Consider the following 19,581-nt stretch of genomic DNA (forward strand, 5'->3'; position numbering starts at 1 on the left):
GGTTTCGTAGGTGCCGTGCGATCGAAAGTAGTCTTTAGTCAGCGGGAACGCACCTTTAAGGCAGCTTGCCTCGAACGGGCGGTGCTCTTGAAGCATCTCAACCGGCGGGGCGGGAGAAGCCAGCAGCCACCGGGTCGGCTCGCCACCATGAGCGAACGAGTGCAGGCAACCGGACAGCAACGCAGCGACACCGAAACGCTTAAGCGTGGTACTCATACTTCAGTTCCTGTCGCGGATAAGAGAATCGGGGAAAACTCGCTCGTCTTCTCGTGCTTGGCGCCCTTTGAGACTCGGCGGCGAATCCGAACTACCTCACTGCTTCATCCGCTGTTTGAGGATCACTTCAATCAGCTCGCGGATCGCCCCCCGTCCGCCGGGGAGCTGGGTTGTGTAGTCGGCCGCGTGCAACACCTCCTCGGCGGCGTCCGCCACCGCGACCCCCAGGCCGACCGCCTGAATGACCGGCAGGTCGGGCAGGTCGTCGCCGATGTAGGCGATCTCGTCGAGCGTGACGCCCTGCTCGCTGGCGATCTGCTGCACCTTGGGGAGCTTGTCGCCGGAGTTCTGCACCAGGATGGCCACGTCGAGCTCGCGGCAGCGGCGCTCGACCATCGGCGACTCGCGGCCCGTCACGACGCCAAACACGCCGCCGGCCCGCTGCCACAGGCGGATGCCCAGGCCGTCGCGGATGTTGAAGCTCTTCAGCTCGGCGCCGGTCGAGTCGTACAGCACCGAGCCGTCGGTCATGACGCCGTCGACGTCTGACAGCAGCAGCTTGATCCGGCGGCAGGTCTCGGCGAGGGGCATGCGGTGCGGCGGTTGACGTGAAAGGGGTTCAGGTCGCTGCGGGGGCTCGGGCTAACCCGCGGCAAACACGTCCTCGCCCGGGAAGATGCGGATGCCGCCCGCCTGCGGGCCGGGCTTCTGCGCCGACTTGTCGCCGGACAGACGCATCCCGACCACGTCGGTCACGTCGATCATGCCGACGGGCTTGCCCTCGGCGTCGACCACGGGCAGCTCGCTGAACTTGCGCTCGGCGAGCAGCTCCACGGCGGCGGAGGTCTTCGAGCCGGCCTGGATGCTGGTGGGGCGTGCGATCATCAGCTTCTGGATGGGCGTGTCGAGCTTCGACTCGGCGCCGTGCTCAAACAGGCGGGCGAGGTCGCTGTCGGTGAACAGGCCCGCCAGGCGGCCGGCGTCGTCCAGCAGCATGATGGCGCCCGACCGGCGGCCCGGGCGGCTGCACTGGATCAACACCTCGCGCGCCGTCTGTGTCAGGTTCGCGACGCGGCACTCCTTCAGCGGGCGCATCACGTCCTCGACGTTGCTGAGCTTCCGCCCGAGGGCGCCGCCGGGGTGGTACTTGGCGAAGTCCTCCTCGCGGAAGCCCCGCAGGCTGCTGAGCACCAGCGCGAGCGCGTCGCCCAGGGCGAGCATCACGGTGGTGCTGGTGCTGGGCGCGAGCCCGAGCGAGCAGACCTCCTCGAGCTTGCCGAGCTCGAGCACCACCTCGGCCGCGCGGCCGAGCGTGCTCTCGGCCGAGGCGGTCACCGCGATGATCGGCAGGCCGCGGCTGCGCAGGCTGGGGAGCAGCTGCGTGACCTCGGCGGTCTCGCCGGACTGCGACAGCGCGAGCACGACGTCGTCGTCGTGGAAGCGGCCGAGGTCGCCGTGGAACGCCTCGGCGGGGTGGACGAAGTGCGCGTGCGCGCCGGTCGAGGCGAGCGTGGCGGCGATCTTCTGCGCGATGATGCCGGCCTTGCCCATGCCGGTGACGATGACGTCGCCGCGGGCCTCCTGGACGAGCTTGACCGCGTTGGTGAACGAGCCGTCCAGCCGGTTCGAGACGTGCCATAGCGCGATCGCCTCGCGGCGCACAATCTCTTTGGCGGCGCGCAGCTGCTCGTGGGGGGTGAGCGCAGGGGGGGGCGAACCGTCGCGTTGCGCAGAGTGCTGACTCATGGGCTGGTCTTCCTTGACCGTGGTGCTGGGGGTGCGGAGTTTAGCCGCGGCGGGGTTTCGTCGCAACGGCGACGCGGCCGGGCAGCCGCCGGGCGGGGCGCATAAAAAAGCTCCCAGAAAAGCACACGTCCCAGGGGGGCAGAGGACGTTGCAACTTTTCCGGGAGCGATTGGACGCGTGGCTCACCGCCTCAGGGGGGACAAAGGCGGCGCCGGGGCGTCGGGAGTGTATCGTGAGCGGTTGAGGGCGTCCATGCCGATCGAACCGCTTCGCGGGTCCGCCCGAGGGCGGCGCCACTCCACGTGTTTTCCAACGGGGGACGCAAGAGAGAGCAGTGAACCGGTGGGCTCGCGGCGCTTCCGTGCGTCCGTTGATTCCTCCGCGGTTTGCGAGAGAGGGTCAGTTCCGCTTGTCGCATCGTCGCCGGTCAGCATCCTGCCGACTTGTTGGCGCCGCGTGCGTCACGTGTGGGCGGGAGAATACGCCGCGGTTTGGAATCGATCAAGGGCAGTTGGCGGGCATCGTGAAAAACAAAAAGAAAAGTCGAATGCGCGGCGGCAGTGCTGGCGCCATTGACGTATTGCCTACAGCTTCGCGGCAGGTGTGCGGAGCGCGCGTGAGGGAACGTTGTGTTCGGTATGTCGGCGAGAATTGAACTGAAGAGATTGAGTGCGCGTCGAGTTCGATCGGTACAACTTGAGCAGCGCTGTGCGCGTGGTCCCTCGCTAACGCGTCGGGTTACGATCGTTAGCGAGCGCTATTGTTTGCGCGAGTTCTTTGCGCAGAGATGGCGCAGTTGCTTCAACCGGCGCCGGGCGGCGGCGTTCCCTTGCCGGCTTTCACGTACGCGCTGCGCGAGCGGGCGTAGTCCTCGCTCTCTGGGAGATCGACGGCGTCGACGTCCGTCTCATTGCGCGACGCGTCGAACAGCTTCTGCAGGTACGCCCGGCACCAGCCGCAGCCGGTGCCCGCGCCGTGGCAGTCGGCCAGCTGCGACGCGGCGCGCGGCCGCTCGATGCGAAGGTAGTTGATCACCTTGCGCTTGGTGACGTGGAAGCACAGGCAGAGGTGGTCGTCGTCCTTCATGCGGACGCGTCCCCCACCGCGAGGCGCAGCGCCAGCCGGCGGGCGAGCTGGATCTCTTCGATCACCAGCTCCTCGCCGATCTTGTGGATGCCGCGCTGGCCGCAGCCGAACGACACCGTCGGCACGCCGCGGTGCGTCAGCCAGTTGGCGTCCAGGCCGCCGTTGGCGACCGCCAGCTCGTGGTCCTCGCCGAGCGACTCGACCGCCGCCACCGCGGCGCGCACGGCGTCGTGCGTGGGGCTCAGCCGGAACGACTCGTAGTCCAGGTTGCCGTCGAAGCGGACGCGGCCGCAGTCGCCCGCGGTGTTCTTCACCTTGGCCGCGGCGGTGTGGAACGCCTGCTCCATCTCGCCGACGATCTGCTGGCGGAACTCGGGGTCGTGGCTGCGGGCCTCGGCGCGCAGCACCACGCGGTCGGTCACGACGTTGGTGGCCTGGCCGCCGGCGATCACGCCGACATTGCTGGTGCCCCGGCGGCCGCCCTTCTGGATCCGGCCGTGCCAGCCGCGCCGCGTCAGGTCGGCGATGGCCAGGGCCGCGATGCTGATTGCGCTGACGCCCTCTTCCGGCGCGTTGCCCGCGTGGCTGGGGACGCCGGTCACCTCGATCTTCATGCGGTAGCCGCCGGTGGCGCCGATGGTGATCTTGGTGGGTGAGGAGCCGTCGAAGTTGAACGCCAGCGGCGGCCTGCCGAGCTGCGAAAGCGACACGCTCCGCGCGCCGCACAGCCCGATCTCCTCCTGCACGGTCCACAGGAACGTGAGCGGCGGGTGGTCGACGCCGCTCCGCAGCAGCGCGAGCAGCGTGGCGAGCACTACCGCCGCGCCGGCCCGATCGTCGCCGCCGAGGCCGGTCTCCGGGTTACCGGAAACGATCCGCCCGTCCTTGCGCTTCGGCCGGCAGCCGACGCAGATCGGCACCGTGTCGACGTGCGCCGAGAACATCCGCCGCGGCCCGCGCACCGTGCCGGGCAGCTTGACGATCAGGTTCCCCACCTCGCCCTTGAACGGCGACTTCTTGTGCGCGTTGTCGAACCGCACGTGCTTCTGGTCGAGCCCCGCGGAGCTCAGCTCCGCGACGATCGCGTCCATCACCAGCCGCTCCTCGCAGCTGCGGCCGGGGATGGCCATCAGCTTCATCACTAGCCGCAGCGCCTCCGCGTCGGTGACGGCGCGCTCGGGCGCGGGGGGCTTGGCGGGCGGGGCGTTCTTCTTAGCGGGCACGCGGGGTCATCGTTTCGCTTGCGGGTTCGTTGCCGTGGGCGGCGGGGGTTAGGCCTCGATCACTTCGACGTCTTCCCACTTGCTGCTCTGCACGCTCCGCTCCACGGCGTCCAGCACCGCCACGCAGCGGGCGCCGGCCAGGAAGCAGGGCGACGGGTTCTTGTCGGCGGCGATCGCCCTCAGCATGTCCGCCACGGCGTTCACGAAGGTGTGGTCGTAGCCCAGCATGTGCCCCGGCGGCCACCAGGCGTCCATGTAGGGGTGGTCGCCCTCGGTGGCGATGATCTGCTTGAACCCCTGATGGCTGTCGGCCGTGCTGTAGTACTGCAGCACGTTGAGGTCCTCGAAGCACCAGGCGAGCGTGCCCTTGCTGCCGTTCACCTCGATGCGGTTGAAGTTCTTGCGGCCGGGCGCCAGGCGGGTCGCCTCGAACGAGCCGAGCGCGCCGCTGGCGAACCGGGCCAGGAACAGCGAGCAGTCGTCCACGGTGACCGGTTCGGTCCCCTCGCCGGCGGTGCCGGTGAGGCCGCTTGAGGAGCCCTCGGCGGGGCGCTCGGTGATGAAGGTCTTCATGTCGCCGACCACCTGGCTGATGTCGCCGGCCAGGAACCGCGCCAGGTCCACGCTGTGGGCGCCCAGGTCGCCGTGGGCGCCGGCGCCGGCGGTCTCCTTGCGCATCCGCCAGTTCATCGGGAACTCGGGGTCGACCAGCCAGTCCTGCAGGTACGTGCAGCGGACGTGGCGCACCTCGCCGATCTCGCCGGCGTCGATCATCTTCTTCGCGAGCGCCATGGCCGGCGTCTTGCGGTAGTTGAAGTTGATCATGTTCTTCACGCCCGACTTCTTCACCGCCGCCAGCATCCGCTTGCAGTCGTCCAGCGAGTTGGCCAGGGGCTTCTCGCAGTACACGTGCTTGCCCGCCTCGGCGGCGGCGATGGCGATCTCGGCGTGCGTGCTGCCGGGCGAGCCGATGTCGATCAGGTCGATGTCGTCGCGGGTCACCAGCTTGCGCCAGTCGGTCTCGGTCGACTCCCAGCCCCACTGCTGGGCGAACTCCTGCACGGCCTCGGCGTTGCGTCCGCAGACCGCCTTCATCACCGGCGGCAGGTCGAGGTTGAAGAACCGGCCGACCGACTGGTAGGCGTGCGAGTGGGCCTTGCCCATGAACTTATAGCCGACAAGTCCGACATTCAGTGACGCGCTCAAGGCCGTTGGCTCCCTGCTGGAGATGAGTGGTGGTTTCGATCACCGCCCATGGTACCGCACCGCCAATCGGGGCACGAGCGCCAGCGGTGCTGTCGTGACGATTTGCCGGATTCGCGCGATTTTGACCGAAGCGTCTGGCTGTAGGGGTTGTGCGGCGCCGATACGCCTTAACACGGATCACGCCGAGGGCTCATGCGCCCAACGCCAAGTCATCAGCCGCCGCGACTACCAGCCGGCGGGAGGGGGGCAGGCCGCCAACCAGCGGGCCTGCGGGGAGCGAATCAAAAATGATCAGTCACACGCTCAAGAAGCTGTTCGCCAAAGACGCCGCCATCCTGCGCATCCGCTTCGGGGTGGCCGCGACGCTCGGGTTGTGGGCGGCGCCGGTATCGCTGCCCGCCCAGACGCCGACCAAGGCGCCCCTCATCGTCGAGCGGGTGGTCGAGGACTCGGTGCTGGTCGCCACCCGGCAGGCGCTGGAGGAGGGCTACGACACGCCCGAGGGCGCGCTGGAGCCGATTGCGCCGCAGTCGGAGCACCAGCCGGAACCGGCCGACCCGCCCAGCGCCGTTGTGCCGCCGCGGGACGCGGTCGAGGTGTCGGACCTGGGCGACGAACTTGCCAGCGAGGACCAGGCCACGGTGTCCGACGCGGCCGCGCCCCGGCCGATTGTCGCGCCGGGCGACGTGGCCGCCGCGCTGCTGCAGGAAGACCAACGGGTCGCCGCGGCGCCGTTCAAGCAGATCGTGGCGGGCGAGTCGAGCCGCCAGGACCTGGTGCAGCTGTGGGGCCAGCCGTCCGACAGCCGCAAGACGCCGTCCGGCGAGGTGCTGACCTACCAGCAGGAACGATTCACCGCGGTTGAGGTGCTGATCGAGGAGGGACGCGTCGAGCTGATCAAGGCGCAGCTCGAGAAGCAGTCGCAGCCCGAGCGGCTGGCGGCCAAGCTCCGCGTCGACTCGATCGACCCGGTCACGATCACCGACGACGAGTCGGGCGAGGTGCTGGGCATCGCGTACCCCGAGAAGGGGCTGATGTTCCTGCTCACCACGCCGGCCGAGGGCCTCACGCCGCTGACGCCGCAGTTCGTGACGCACATCGTGCTGCAGGCGCCCGACGCCGAGGCGTTCGCGCTCCGCGCCGAGACGCGGCCCCGCCACTCGTACACCAAGCGGCTGAGCGACCTCAGCCAGGCGCTGATCATCAAGCCCGACGCGGCTTACTCGCTGTGGCTGCGGAGTGACGTGTTCCTGTCGACTGGTCAGCCGGTCAAGGCCGAGGCCGACGCCAAGCTGGCGCTCGACCAGGAGGAGGACAACGCCGCGTACCGCCTGCGGTGGTGCGAGACGCTGGCCGCCGTGGCCCGCTACGACGACGCCGTGCTCGAGACCCGCAAGGTGATCGACAACCAGGACGCGCCCGAGCTGGTCAAGGCCCAGGCGCTCGCGCTGATGGGGCGGCTCGCCTCGCTGGGCGACGCCCAGATCGCCGACAAGGCGATCGGCTTCCACACCTCGGCGATCTCGATCGCCGACAGGCTGGCCACCAGCAAGGACGCCACCGAGCGGCGGGCGGCCAAGCAGCTGCTGGTCGACTCGCACCTGGCCGTGGCGGTCGAGGTTTCACGACGCAGCTACGACGACAAGTCGGACGTGGTCGCGCAGTGGATCGGCCGCGCGTCCGGCCTGGCCGAGGAGCTGATCACCAACGACAAGGGTTCGCTCGAGCTGCGGCTCAAGGTGGCCCGCGTCGCGCTCGAGACGCTCGCCAACCTCAAGCCGACCAAGGACCCGGGCCCCTGGATCACCGAGGCCAGCGACGCCGCGACCTCGATCGTCGCCTCGACCGACGACCAGCTGCTCAAGCACCAGGCCCACTGGGAGCTCGGGCAGGCGTACTTCAACGCCCTGCGGGTGTCGCACACCCGCCGCGAGGCGGACCGCGCCCTGGCCTACGGCGACAAGGCGATCAGCCACCTGACCGAGGCGGCCGAAACCGCCGACGCGCAGCCCGAGGCCGAGCGGCTGATCGGACGGCTGTACTTCCACCTGGGCGCGGCGAACGCCGTGCACAAGCAGGACCACGCCGCCGCGGTGGAGTGGTACGACCAGGCCCAGGACCTGTTGCTGAGCGACGCCCCCGAAAGCGAGCTCGTGGTGCCCCGCCAGCTGGGCGAGGCGCTGGTGAGCATGGGCGTCAGCTACTGGAACCAGGGCCAGCAGGACAAGGCGGTCGAGCTGACCGTGCAGGGGTCGGAGATCATGCAGCAGGCCGTCGAAGCCAAGGTCCTCGACCCGGGCGCCATGGCGGTCCCCTTCGGCAACCTGTCGACCATGCACCGCAAGCTGGGCGACACCGGCGAGTCGGCCAAGTACGCCGCGCTGGCCGCCGAGGCCCGCGACGCCAGCTCCGAGAACAGCGAGTCGGTGGCCAACCGCCGCTCGAACGGAACGCAGCGTTCGGCGAGCACCACCAACCGCGACCGCACCGCGTCGCGGCCCAACGGCAACGGCCAGAACAACGGCGGCCAGAACAACAGCGGCAACCGCCGCACGATGCTCCGCTAGCTGAGAGAGCGGAACGACAAGATCGACAGGCCGCGGGGCGTCCGCCCCGCGGCCTGTTTTCGTAGGCGGCGGCGGACTTACGCGGCCGTAGGTCGCGGCATTCTCACTGGTTCCTGGTGGAAACCGGCCGCGTCGCGCGATCTAATGGGTGGTGATCTTCTGTCCACCCGTGCGGGGTAGTCAGGACGGGCCGCTGCGCGCGTTCAGGCGCCGACTGCCTGGCGCATTCAATTGTCCGATCCGCGGGCCCAAATCGGACAAAACCCGCTCCGCCCCGGCGCGAGCCAACCTGTGTAGTACTTTGTTTTCAAAGCACTTATGAACAAACTGGGCAGGAGTACGCCCCGAGTTTTGTCCCCTCCGCGCGTGTTTTTGGACAATTGAAATCGGACAAAACCCTGCCGGACCGCTGTGGAGAACCTGCCGTGACATTCGACCCCGCCGACTACGGAGACACCCTCGCCCCGCTGCTCGACGGCGACCGCCGCCGACCTCTCGACGAGGGCACGCCGCAGCGTGAGGCCAGGCCCGCGCTGCAGGCGTTGAGCGTGGAGTCCGCGTTCGCCGGGCGCCGGCTGGACGACCCGCTGATGGCGCGGTGCTGCGTGTCGGGCGTGTGGCTGCTCTACGACTTCCTCGACGACTCGCACACCATCAGCCAGTCGATCTCGACCCCCGAGGGGAGCTTCTGGCACGGCGTGATGCACCGCCGCGAGGGGGACTACTCCAACGCGAAGTACTGGTTCCGCAACGTGGGCGACCACCCGGTGTTCGACGCGCTCGACGAGCGGTTCGGCGGTTGGGACCCGTACGAATTTGTTGACCGCTGCGCGGACGCGGTTCGCTCCGGCGCCGGACGCGACGAGTGCCTGGATCAGCAGCAGGCCGAGTGGGAGCTGCTGTTCGACTACTGCTACCGCGCGGCGGTCGGCTAGGCGGCGTGGCCGGTCACCACTCGGTGGGGTTCTCGGCGGTCAGGTCGGAGAACGCGACCGCGGTGTCGCCCCCGTCGCGGAGGGCCATCTCCATGCCGGCGGCGGCGGCCATTAGTACATCTACGACCGTGGCGCCGGCGGTGGCGTCGGCGACGCCGATGCTGGCGGTCAGGTCCCACAGCTCGCTATCCAGCCGCAGCTTGCAGTTGGCCACCTGGCTCCGCAGGCGGTCGGCGATCATCAGCGCGGTCCGCTCGTCGGCGCCCGGCAGCATCACCGCGAACACGCCCTGCTCGTAGTCGCACCGCTGGTCCATGTCGCGGGTGGCGGCCTGCAGCAGCCGGCTCAGCACCCGCCGGAGGAACTCGAACGCCTGGGGCGGCCGGCGGCCGGTGAGGTCGTCGACCTGGTCGACGCGCATCAGCAGCACCGACACGATCGGCCCGCCGCGGTTCCACTCGGCCAGCCGGCGGCGGACGTTGGCGATGAAGATCGAACGCCCGCACAGCATGCCGTCCGACTCGCCCTCGGGGAGCTGCGCGGCGGGGGCCTCCGGCGCGTCGACGCCGAGCGACGCCGCGGTGGGGTACTCCGGCGCGTCGACGTTGCGGGCCTCCTCGGTTTTCTTGCGGTGCGCCTGTGAGATCGGGAAGCACTGGCGGCCGTCGTTGTAGTAGGCGGTGTTGTCCTCGGCCTGGTCGGACTCCTTGAGGGCCATGGTCGCGCGGACGATCGCCTGGTTGGGGCTCTCGCCCTGCTGCAATTGAACCACGCCCACGCTGGCGGTCAGCGTGACCGGCTTGCGGCCCTCGCAGAACCGGGAGCTGGCCACCTCGTCGCGGACGCGCTCGGCCACCGGCATCGCCTTGGCCAGGGTGACGCCGGGCATCAGCAGCGCGAAGCAGTCGCCGCCGAACCGCGCGGTGGTGGCCTGCCCCTGCGACAGACGCTTGAGCAGGATGGCCGCCTGACGCAGCACGGCGTCGCCGCCGGGGTAGCCGTGCTTGTTGTTGACCTCCGTGAAGTCCTCCAGGTCGACCAGGATCAGCGAGCAGGGCGACGGCCGCTGTCCGTTGGACGCGGCGGCGCTGGCCAGCAGCTCCTCGAGCGCCCGCCGGTTGGGCAGCGCGGTGAGCAGGTCGGCGTGCGACAGGATGGCCTGCATGCAGACCTTCTGCGCGGACTGTTCGAGTTTGACCTCGGCGGCGTCGGCGCTCTGGCCGAGCTCGTCGACCGCGTCGAGCACCTCGCAGATCGCGTGGCGGACCTCGGTGGACGAGTTGTTCTCCGTGGACTCCAGCCCGGCGGAGACGTGCCGCAGCTTCTCGCCGCAGCCGTCCAGCTCGCTAGAGACCTCGTTCGCCAGTTCCTCCAGCGAGTTGAGCACCCGCAGGTAGGCGTGCTGCTGCCGGTCGAGCACCAGGGTCGCGAGCCGGAGCACGCCGCCGGGGCCGGCCTGGCCGCGGACCTGGCTGGCGTGGGTGGCGAGGTCGCCCTGCAGCGCCTGGAACTGGTGCTCGGCGAGCTGGTTGGCCTCGATGATCGACGCCGCCGCGTCCGAGGCGTCGCCCTCCGACAGGCTGTCGTTGATGGCGGTCAGGCTGTCGCTGTGCTGCTGGACGCAGCTCTGGATGCTCTCGACCGCGGCGTGCAGCCCCTGCACCGCCTTCTGCACGAGGCTGCGTTTCTGCTCCGCCTCCTGCCGACGCGCGGCGTTCGGGGGGCGGCTCCGCAGCCACATTGCGCCGGATAGACCGGCGGCCGTGCAGAACAGCCCGAAGGCGACATCAATGACCCAGACGGGAGGGAACAGGATGCTCTCTCCGAGGTTTGAGTTGCGAGGAGGGAAGAGCGGGGCGCGAACACCCCAGACAACCCTAGCTCACAATCGCTCCTCGGGACGGCGCGGCCGCGCCGCTAGATCCCTTCCACCGGGGGGAAGTGATCCGCCCGCGGGGACTGAACCACCCTGACCAGGATCGCCTTGCGGCGGGCCCCGGCGTCCGAAGCGGAGCGGTGGAAGTACCCGCCCAGCAGCGATGGTGAGTCGCGCAGGCTGGTGACCAGCAGCGCCTCGCCGGCGGACAGCGGCGTTGTAATCGCTAGATCCGTGAATACCATCGCGTCCTGGGTGGGGGTCGCCTGCGAGATGACGCCGGTCTCGTCGGGCGTCCAGCGCGGCTTGGCGGCGCCGTGGCGGACCTCCGGCGTCAGCGAGATCACACACTGGCCGTCGCTGAGGTCCTCGGCCTTCAGCTTGTAGAACGCCTGGGCGTTGTGCAGCGTCTCGCCGGACAGCTGGCCGCCCTGCGCCACCAGCAGCGGCGCCGAGGCCTTCGGCTCGCACGCCTTGAGTTCGAGGTGGTCGCCCTGGCGGAGCTGGCGGGTGCGGCGCCACACTCCGGTCGGCTTGAGCTGCGCGTTGGTGGAGGTCGCGTCCTCACCGTCGCCGCCGCCCGGGTTGAGCAGCTCGTGCATCTGGTCGGGGACAACGCCCGTTACAACGCCGGCCCGCAGGCCGTTCATCGCCAACCGCCGCCGCAGGTCGGCGGGGAAGCGGGTCTCCTGCACCTGCCGCCACAGGTCCTGGTCCCCCGCTCCGGCGTCGGGCAGCTCGGCCCAGTACAGCTCGAGCGTGACCGCCTCGGGCGCCGAGCCGGCGGCCTTCAGCAGGGAGGTCTCGAGGCCGACCTCCGGGGACTCGATCAGCCGGCAGCCGCAGGCCGCGAGCGCGGCGAGGGCAACCGCCGTCAGGCGGCCGGATGGTCGTGGTGCGTGGCGTGGCATCAGGATCCCCGGGCAGCTGCCGCCCAGCGCCGCGCACCCACGGGGGCGAGCGGACCGGCGGAGAGAGCAGGCTGCGGAGGATACGCACGCTAGCCCGACGCGTCAACGCCGCCCGCCCGCGTACTACGCGGCGTCTGCTAGCACCAGCTTGGGCGTTGGGAAACGCTGCCCGCGGACGCCGTTGTGCAGGTCGGAGAGCTCGCGGAACGAGTGCTCCAGGAACGAGTACAGCCCACGGGGCGGGTCCTGCGCGAGCCAGGCGCGGGCGATGCTCGCGGAGAGTTCGTCGAACTCGCGCTGCGAACGACCGTGCACGTAGCAGCGCCCCTCGTGCCGCCTGAGGTCGCCGTCAAACGCGGGCGAGATGTGCCACAGCTCGTGCACGATGGTGGTCAGCTTCTCCTCGAACGGCTGATCGAGCAGCCGTGGGACGTAGAGGTTCAGCAGGTACAGGTAGTCACGCCCGGAGCCGTCCTCCAGCCGTTGGCAGCCGTACAGTCGCCCCCGCATGCGTTTGGTCTTGGCGCCGCCCTCGAACCGGAGCGGCGTGAGCGAAGCCTGGACGCCGTGCGACACCGCCTTGCGGGTCTGGCAGAAGCCGAACGCGACCCGCTCGGTGTCGATGTGCGCCAGCTCCGCGACCCGCTTGGTCATATCGCGGGTCAGCAGGCGGACGGCGTTGGTCAGGTCCAGCGGCATGGATTCCGGCAACGGTGCGGGGCCAAACAAAAAAGGGACGCCCCGGCGGGGGCGTCCCTCTTAGATAGTCGATTTGGCCGAGCTGTGGGAAGCTTAATCCCTGGCCGCTCAGTCCTTCTTCTCTTCGGCCTCGGCGGCGGCCTCTTCCGGGGCGGCCTCAGTGGAGTCCTCGGCTGCCTCAGCGGCGGGCGCGTCGTCGGCCGGGGTCTCGTCCTCGGGGGCGTCGAAGGCCGGCTTCTCGCTCTTCACCTGCACGCGGTCGCGGACGCCGACAAACTCGAGGATGGCCTGCTGGCCGGCGTCGCCGAGCCGCGGCTTGGCGATCTTCAGCACGCGGGTGTAGCCGCCCGGGCGGTCCTCGAAGCGGGGGGCGATCTCTTCGAACAGCACGCTCACGGCCTTCTTGTCACCCAGCAGCTGCAGGCAGCGGCGGCGGGCGGCCACGACGGGCGCGATCGCATCGTTCCACTGCTTCCAGCGGTCGCTGCCACGCCACGACTTCCAGCCGTCGCTGCCGCGGGGCGAGTCGGCCTGGAACTCGGCGGCCGCCTGCTGAGCAGGGATCGAGCGCTTGGCGATCGTGACGCACTTCTCGACCAGCGGCCGGACCTCCTTGGCCTTGCTGACGGTCGTGACGATGCGGCCCTTGACGGCCGGCTCCGACTCGAGCTCGATGTACCGCAGGTCCTCGGTGTCACGCTCGGTCAGGATCAACGCGCTGGCCAGGTTGCGGAGCAACGCCCGTTGGTGGTTTGGGTTGCGGCCGAGCTTGCGGCCTTTGCGTCGGTGTCGCATGAGAGTCGTGCCGTCGGCGGTCGCCGGCGGGCGCCTAGGTTAAAATCGTTATGGATTAGGTTGGTGGTGCGATGTCTGGGGGCGTGCGGCCGCGGGGTTAGACCCCAACCGGCGCCGGCGGGACACGCATGCCCAGGTGCAGGCCGAGCTCGCTGAGTTTCTCTTGCACCTCGGTGAGGGTGGTCTCGCCGAAGTTGCGGACTTCCAGGAGCGCGTCCTCCGAACGGGACACCAGGTCCCGGACGGTCATGATGTGCTCGGACTCCAGGCAGTTGCTCGCCCGGACCGACAGGTTGAGCTCCGAGATCGGCATGCTCAGCTTCTGCTCCATCGCCGGGTCGACGCCGGGCGCCGACGGGGTGGCGCGGGCCGGCGAGCGGACCTGCGGGCCCAGCTCGGAGTACTGCACGAACGGGTTGAGGTGCTTGCGGAGGATCTTGGCCGCCTCGACCATGGCCATCTCGGGGCTGACCGAGCCGTCGGTCCAGACCTCAAGGGTCAGCTTGTCGTAGTTGGTCTTCTGGCCGACGCGGGTCTCGTCGACGGCAAACCGGACGCGGGCGACCGGGCTGAAGATCGCGTCGACCGGGATGATGCCGATCTCTTGGATGTTCTGGCTGTGCTCGGTGGAGGGCACGTAGCCGCGGCCGTTCTCGACGACCATCTCCATGACGAACGGCACGTCGTCGGTCAGCGTGGCCAGCACGTGATCCTTGTTGAGCACCTCGACCGACTCGTCGGTCTCGATGTCGCCGGCGGTGATCTGCCCGGCCTCATTGCGCTCCACACGCAGCACGCGGGTGGTCTCGGAGTGGTTCTTCACCACCAGCGACTTCACGTTCAGGACGATGTCGGTTACGTCCTCCAGCACGCCGGGGACGGTGGTGAACTCGTGCTGCGCGTTGTGGATCTTGATCTGCGTGACCGCGCTGCCCTCGAGGCTCGACAGCAGCACCCGGCGGAGCCCGTTGCCAACGGTCGCGCCGAAGCCGCGCTCAAAGGGCTCGGCGAAAAACTTGCCGTAGGTCGCCGAGAGGGTTTCTTGGTCGCAGGAAACCACGCTCGGGAGTTCTAGTCCGCGCCATCGGATGTGCATTTATCGTCTCCCACGAAGGTGATGCAGGTGGGGAAAGTTGTGAGCTTGGGAGCCCGTAAAACCCGGTCGGCCAGCGGCCGGGCGGGCCCGGCCGTCGCGACGCCCGGGAGTTAGCGGGAGCAGAGCTCCACGATCAGCTGGGTCTGAACCGGAACCGAGACGTCCTCAGGGCCGGGCAGCCGGCCGATGATGCCCTCGGGGATTACGCTCTCGGTCACGGCCAGGTAGTCGGGGACCGACCGGTCGCTCTCGGACTGGGCGCCGCGGATATAGTCGAGGCTGCGGGCCTTGTTCATCACGCGGACGACGTCGCCGGCACGGACCTCGTAGCTGGCGATCGTCACGCGGCGGCCGTTCACGGTGATGTGGCCGTGGTTGATCATCTGGCGGGCCTGGGCGCGGCTGGTCCCGAACCCGAGGCGGTGCACCACGTTGTCGAGGCGGCGCTCCAGCAGGCTCATCAGCACGTCGCCGGTGTTGCCCTTGGCGCGCTCGGCCTTGGCGAAGTAGCGGCGGAACTGCTTCTCCAGCACGCCGTAGTAGTGCTTCACCTTCTGCTTCTCGCGGAGGTGCACCCCGTAGTCGGTGACCTTGCCGCGGCGGGTCTGCTGCTGCCCGGGCGGGGTGTCACGGCGCTCGAAGGCGCACTTGGAGGTGTCGCAGCGGGTCCCCTTGAGGAACAGCTTCAGGCCGTCGCGACGGCAGAGGCGGCAGGCTGGGCCGGTGTATCGTGCCATTAGAGTTGGTTGCTGGTCGTGTGTGTTTGGATGCTTGCTTGATATCCCACCCCGCCCAGGGGAGGGACCGTAGACCCGTCCGCCCGTGCGTTAGACGCGGCGCTTCTTGCGGGGGCGGCAGCCGTTGTGCGGCAGTGGGGTGATGTCCTCGATCGACTTGACCTTCAGGCCGGCCGCCTCGAGGGCGGTGATGGCGCTCTCGCGGCCGCTGCCTGGTCCACGCACGCGGACCTCAACGTCCCGCACGCCGAACTTCTTGGCCTTCTCGGCCGCCTGCTGCGCGGCGCACTGGCCCGCGAACGGGGTGCTCTTGCGGCTGCCCTTGAAGCCGCTGGTGCCGGCGCTCGCCCAGCACAGCGTGTCGCCCTTGGTGTCCGTGATGGTCACCGTGGTGTTGTTGAACGTCGCCGTGATGTAGGCGATGCCGACCGCCACGCTCCGGCGGGTCTTCTTCTTCGATGAGCTCTTGTCGCGAGTTTTCGCCACTGTCTGGGTACCCGTAAAACGTTGGGGGAATGTCTTGAACCGCCGCCTGGGTCACCAGCGGCCGTGTGGGGTCGCCTGCTAACGCAGGTCTTTAACGCCCTTCTTGCCCGCGACGGTCTTCTTGGCGCCCTTGCGGGTGCGGGCGTTGGTCTTGGTGCGCTGCCCGCGGACCGGCAGGCCGCGGCGGTGACGCAGCCCGCGGTAGCAGGCGATGTCACGCAGACGCGAGATGTTCTGGCTGGTCTGACGGCGCAGCTGGCCCTCGACCACGTAGTCCTTGTCGAGCAGCGCGGCCAGCCGAGCGACCTCGTCCTCGTGCAGCTCGCGGGCGCGGACGTGCGGGTCGATGCCGGCCTTGTGGCACAGCTCCCGGGCGGTCTTCGGGCCGACGCCGTACAGGTACGTCAGCGAGATGGCCGCGGGCCGATCGGGCGGGATATCAACACCAAGGAGACGTGGCATAGCGTTACTGCTGAACTACAGACGTTGGGTGAAAACTGGTTGAGCGAACGAAGGCAAGCAGGCCCGGGGGGAGCGGTCGACCGGGGCGCCTGGTCGGCGCCGGCGACGCTCGGCTAGCCCTGGCGTTGCTTGTGGCGAGGGTTATCGCACACAACGCGGACAACGCCCTTGCGGCGAACCACCTTGCACTTGTCGCAGATACGTTTGACGCTGGCGCGAACCTTCATCCGACCGCTTCCTAAAAGACTGATCCGAAACCGCTTGAAACTCGAAACCGCGGCGCGAGCCGATCCTGGTCGGGGCGTCCGCGTCAAAACAGCCGCCAACGGGGCCGCCTCAGCACGCTGGCTGTGGACAGAACCCGCCCGGCACAGGTCTTGGCAGACCTGGAAAACCGGTGATCATACCACCGAAACTCGAAACCTAGCAAGCCCGTCAAGGGGATTTCTCCCCAGAACAACCCCTCGCCCTGCCGCAGTGGTGGCAAAATGGGGTGGTTGCGAGGCTTACCACTCGATGAGCCGTTCCAGCCCGGGGCTGGAGACCGCCATCAGATCCTCCATCAACGCTTCTTCTTCTTTGGACGGCGCCACCGTCAGCCGGACCGGGCCGTCTCTGGTGACCGCGATCGTGTGCTCGAAGTGGGCGCTCGGCTGGCCGTCCTTGGTGACTTGGGTCCACGCGTCGCGGAGCAGCCGCACCTTGGGGGTCCCCATGTTCACCATCGGTTCGATCGCCAGCACCAGGCCCGGTTCGATAAAGAAATCGGCCCGGCCGCGGAGCGATCGGCTGACGAAATTGGGGACCTGGGGGTCCTCGTGCATCTTCCGACCGATCCCGTGCCCCACAAAGTCTTCCACCGTCGAGAAGCCGTGGTCCTTTACATACCGCGCCATCTCGGCGGCGATCTGGCTCCAGCGATCCTTGGTGTGGAGCAGGTCGAACGCCAGTTGCAGGGCCCCTTGGGTCACGTCCAGCAGGCGCTGGACCTCGGGGTCGATCTTCCCGATCGCGTGGGTCACCGCCGCGTCGCCGCACCAGCCGCCTAATCGGACGCCGGTGTCGATGCTGAGGATGTCACCCTCCTCGAGCGGGCGGTCATCGGGGATGCCGTGCACCACCACCTCGTTGCGTGACATGCAGGTCACGGCGGGGAAGGCGGGCTTCCCCTTCTCGTGGTGGGGGTAGTTCTTAAACAGCGGGGTCGCGCCGAGTTGGGCGAAGTAGTTGTCCAGCGCGGCGTCGATCGCTCGGGTGGTCGCGCCGGGGCCGATCAGCTCCGCCGCGATCTGGTGCGCCCGCCAGACCACCAGGCCCGCCAGCCGCATCTTGGCGATTTCTCGGTCGCTCTTGAGCTGGATCATTGTCGGGGAAGGGGTGCGGGAGGAACGGGCTGTTGGATCGGGGTTGGCTTCGTTGGGGCGGCGGTCAGGAGCCTGCGCTCTGGACGGCGTCCCACAAACGAGCAAATACCTCCTCCAGGGCGCCTACCGCGTCGATCCGACGCAGGACCCCCCGCTGCTCGTAGTACGCCGCGAGCGGCTTCGTCAGATCGGCGTAGATCCGGAGACGCTCGCGGACGGTTTCTTCCTTGTCGTCTGATCGGCCGCGCTTCCACAGCCGGCTCATCAGCTCTTCTTCTTCAATCACAAACTCGACCGCCAGGTCGAGCGGCATCCCGCCGTGCTCTGCGAGCAGCCGGTCGAGCGCCTCGGCCTGCGGCAGCGTGCGGGGGAACCCGTCGAACAGGTAGCCCTGCTTGCAGTCGGGTCCGTTGAGCCGCTCCGCCACCAGCCGCACCACGACGTCGTCGGGCACCAGCTGGCCGTCGTCCAGGTACTTGGCGGCCTCGAGGCCGAGTTCCGTCCCCAGCTCGCGGGCCTCACGCAGCACGTCGCCGGTAGACAGGTGCTTGATGCCCAGCTTCTCCGCCAGGCGGAGCGACTGGGTGCCCTTGCCGGCGCCGGGCGGTCCAATGAAGACGATTCTCATGGCTGCGGGCGACGGGGTTGGGTCCTCGGGCGACCGTGCCGCCTGCCAGCGGCGCGGCGTGGGTCACGCCGGGTGGACTACTCGAGCAGACCTTTGTAGTTACGCATCACCAGGTGGCTGTCGATCTTCTGCACGAGGTCGAAGGCTACGCTCACGGCGATCAGCAGGCTGGTGCCGCCGTAGAACATGGCGACTCCCCACGGGATATCCAGCCACATCACGATCAGCGTCGGGATGATGGCGATCAACGCCAGGAAGCCGGCGCCCACGTAGGTGATGCGGAACATCACCTTCTCCAGGTAATCGGCGGTCCGCTTGCCCGGGCGGTAGCCAGGGATGAACGAGCCGTAGTTCTTAAGGTTGTCGGCCATGTCCTTCGGGTTGAACGTGATGGCCGTCCAGAAGAAGCAGAAGAAGTAGATCATCAGCAGGAAGCAGATGTTGTAGAAGAACGACTGCCGGTCGAACGCCGCCGAGATCCCGAGGAACAGCGACTTCATGAACCCTTCGTCCCAGCCCTGCGCCAGCCGGCCCAGGCCCTGATCGCCGAACACGATCATTGGGAACATCATCAGGCTGCTCGCGAAGATGATCGGCATCACGCCCGCCTGATTGACCTTCAGCGGCAGGTAGGAGCGTCCGCCGGCGGTCATGCGGCGTCCCCGCATGTGCTTGGCGCTCTGCATCGCGATCCGCCGCTGGCCGAGCGTGATAAACACCACGCCAACCACCACGCTGACGAACATCGCCGCCAGCAGGATGAGCTTCGGCGGGTCGAGCTTGCCGCCCTGGGCACCCAGCGTCAGGGTGGACATGTCGATCAGCTGCAGCCCGGCCGCCGGCATCGAGGCCAGGATGCCGGCCATGATCAGCAGGCTGATGCCGTTGCCGATGCCGTACTCGTCGATCTGCTCGCCGAGCCACATCAGGAATACGGTGCCGCAGGTCATCGTCAGCACCGAGACGATCTTCCAGCTCATGAACATGCGATCTACGCCGTCGGCGTCGTAGGTGAACTGCGGCGCCACGAGGCCCTGCCCCTCGGCGAACTGCGTCACGTAGAACCAGCTCTGTATTAAGCAGAGCACCACCGTCGCGTAGCGGGTGTACTCGTTGATCTTCTTGCGGCCCGCCTCGCCCTCCTTCTGCAGCTGCTCGAGCTTCGGGATCACGCTCCCCAGCAGCTGGAAGATAATGGACGCCGAGATATACGGCATGATCCCCAGTCCGAAGATCGTCACCGTGGTCAGGTTGCTGGCGCTGAGCACCGCCACCTGCTGCAGGATGTCGTTCAGGCCGCCGCCCTGCGACTGGTTGATCTTGACCTGCTCCAGGTCGATCACCGGCAGGCTCACCTGGAACCCGACGCGGTAGATCGCCAGCATCAGGAGGGTGAGGGCGATCTTCCTGCGGAGCTCAGGGATCTGGAAGACAACGCGGATTTTTTCGAGCATCGTGCTGTAACCGCTCCGGGCGGCTGTGCGGGGTTGGCCAGTGGTCGGCGGGGCGGGACCGCCCCGGCTCGAGGCGGGGCCCGCTGGTAGTCTG

At 68.5% G+C, this 19,581-nt stretch carries 19 protein-coding genes; 2 read left to right on the forward strand and 17 right to left on the reverse strand.

Annotation, left to right across the window (positions count from 1 at the left end):
• Nucleotides 1-312: 312 nt before the first annotated feature.
• From KOR34_RS08290 to KOR34_RS08310, 5 genes are all read right to left on the reverse strand, one after another.
• Nucleotides 313-807, reverse strand: a complete 495-nt coding sequence (locus KOR34_RS08290) for a KdsC family phosphatase (protein WP_146563906.1) — start codon at nt 805-807, stop codon at nt 313-315.
• A 51-nt stretch (nt 808-858) separates the two neighbouring features.
• The gene (locus tag KOR34_RS08295; protein WP_146563908.1) at nt 859-1,962 is read right to left on the reverse strand and encodes a KpsF/GutQ family sugar-phosphate isomerase; all 1,104 of its coding nucleotides are present in this window, start codon (nt 1,960-1,962) and stop codon (nt 859-861) included.
• Between the two features lie 801 nt (nt 1,963-2,763).
• Entirely contained in the window at nt 2,764-3,048 is a 285-nt protein-coding gene (locus KOR34_RS08300; protein ID WP_146563910.1) for a (2Fe-2S)-binding protein, read from the reverse strand.
• The gene (locus tag KOR34_RS08305; RefSeq protein ID WP_228714545.1) at nt 3,045-4,271 is read right to left on the reverse strand and encodes a M20/M25/M40 family metallo-hydrolase; all 1,227 of its coding nucleotides are present in this window, start codon (nt 4,269-4,271) and stop codon (nt 3,045-3,047) included. The genes KOR34_RS08300 and KOR34_RS08305 overlap by 4 nt, the downstream gene beginning before the upstream one ends.
• A gap of 48 nt (nt 4,272-4,319) precedes the next feature.
• A complete protein-coding gene (locus KOR34_RS08310; protein WP_197531257.1) occupies nt 4,320-5,477 on the reverse strand; it encodes a Gfo/Idh/MocA family protein in 1,158 nt (385 codons plus the stop codon).
• 287 nt (nt 5,478-5,764) lie between these two features.
• Here KOR34_RS08310 and KOR34_RS08315 point away from each other — a divergent pair, with 287 nt between their 5' ends.
• On the forward strand, nt 5,765-8,044 hold the full coding sequence (locus KOR34_RS08315) for a hypothetical protein (RefSeq protein WP_146563912.1): 2,280 nt from the start codon (nt 5,765-5,767) through the stop codon (nt 8,042-8,044).
• Nucleotides 8,045-8,469: 425 nt separating this feature from the next.
• Nucleotides 8,470-8,979 (forward strand): hypothetical protein, encoded by a 510-nt coding sequence (locus tag KOR34_RS08320; RefSeq protein WP_146563914.1) that lies wholly within the window; start codon nt 8,470-8,472, stop codon nt 8,977-8,979.
• A 13-nt stretch (nt 8,980-8,992) separates the two neighbouring features.
• On the opposite strand, the gene KOR34_RS08325 is transcribed toward KOR34_RS08320, so the two are convergent.
• The 12 genes from KOR34_RS08325 to secY all read right to left on the reverse strand — a co-directional run bounded on the left by KOR34_RS08325 (nt 8,993) and on the right by secY (nt 19,487).
• On the reverse strand, nt 8,993-10,720 hold the full coding sequence (locus KOR34_RS08325; protein ID WP_146563916.1) for a diguanylate cyclase: 1,728 nt from the start codon (nt 10,718-10,720) through the stop codon (nt 8,993-8,995).
• Between the two features lie 176 nt (nt 10,721-10,896).
• Complete coding sequence (locus tag KOR34_RS08330) at nt 10,897-11,766, reverse strand: hypothetical protein (protein WP_146563918.1); 870 nt, start codon at nt 11,764-11,766, stop codon at nt 10,897-10,899.
• Nucleotides 11,767-11,889: 123 nt separating this feature from the next.
• Nucleotides 11,890-12,465, reverse strand: coding sequence for a hypothetical protein (locus KOR34_RS08335; protein WP_146563920.1), 576 nt, complete (start codon nt 12,463-12,465; stop codon nt 11,890-11,892).
• 108 nt (nt 12,466-12,573) lie between these two features.
• Complete coding sequence (locus KOR34_RS08340) at nt 12,574-13,260, reverse strand: bL17 family ribosomal protein (protein ID WP_146563922.1); 687 nt, start codon at nt 13,258-13,260, stop codon at nt 12,574-12,576.
• A gap of 97 nt (nt 13,261-13,357) precedes the next feature.
• A complete protein-coding gene (locus KOR34_RS08345) occupies nt 13,358-14,356 on the reverse strand; it encodes a DNA-directed RNA polymerase subunit alpha (RefSeq protein ID WP_146563924.1) in 999 nt (332 codons plus the stop codon).
• Between the two features lie 110 nt (nt 14,357-14,466).
• A complete protein-coding gene (gene rpsD / locus KOR34_RS08350; RefSeq protein ID WP_146563926.1) occupies nt 14,467-15,093 on the reverse strand; it encodes a 30S ribosomal protein S4 in 627 nt (208 codons plus the stop codon).
• Between the two features lie 90 nt (nt 15,094-15,183).
• Nucleotides 15,184-15,579: a 30S ribosomal protein S11 gene (gene rpsK, locus KOR34_RS08355; RefSeq protein ID WP_146563928.1), complete on the reverse strand. Its 396-nt coding sequence runs from the start codon at nt 15,577-15,579 to the stop codon at nt 15,184-15,186.
• Between the two features lie 78 nt (nt 15,580-15,657).
• A complete protein-coding gene (gene rpsM, locus KOR34_RS08360) occupies nt 15,658-16,041 on the reverse strand; it encodes a 30S ribosomal protein S13 (RefSeq protein WP_146563930.1) in 384 nt (127 codons plus the stop codon).
• Nucleotides 16,042-16,154: 113 nt separating this feature from the next.
• The gene (gene rpmJ / locus KOR34_RS08365) at nt 16,155-16,268 is read right to left on the reverse strand and encodes a 50S ribosomal protein L36 (RefSeq protein ID WP_146563932.1); all 114 of its coding nucleotides are present in this window, start codon (nt 16,266-16,268) and stop codon (nt 16,155-16,157) included.
• Between the two features lie 279 nt (nt 16,269-16,547).
• On the reverse strand, nt 16,548-17,405 hold the full coding sequence (map, locus tag KOR34_RS08370) for a type I methionyl aminopeptidase (protein WP_146563933.1): 858 nt from the start codon (nt 17,403-17,405) through the stop codon (nt 16,548-16,550).
• A gap of 64 nt (nt 17,406-17,469) precedes the next feature.
• A complete protein-coding gene (locus KOR34_RS08375; protein ID WP_146563935.1) occupies nt 17,470-18,033 on the reverse strand; it encodes an adenylate kinase in 564 nt (187 codons plus the stop codon).
• A 77-nt stretch (nt 18,034-18,110) separates the two neighbouring features.
• The gene (gene secY / locus KOR34_RS08380; RefSeq protein WP_146563937.1) at nt 18,111-19,487 is read right to left on the reverse strand and encodes a preprotein translocase subunit SecY; all 1,377 of its coding nucleotides are present in this window, start codon (nt 19,485-19,487) and stop codon (nt 18,111-18,113) included.
• Between the last annotated feature and the right edge of the window lie 94 nt (nt 19,488-19,581).

Origin of the sequence: Posidoniimonas corsicana, from assembly GCF_007859765.1 — a bacterium.
Classification (GTDB): domain Bacteria; phylum Planctomycetota; class Planctomycetia; order Pirellulales; family Lacipirellulaceae; genus Posidoniimonas; species Posidoniimonas corsicana.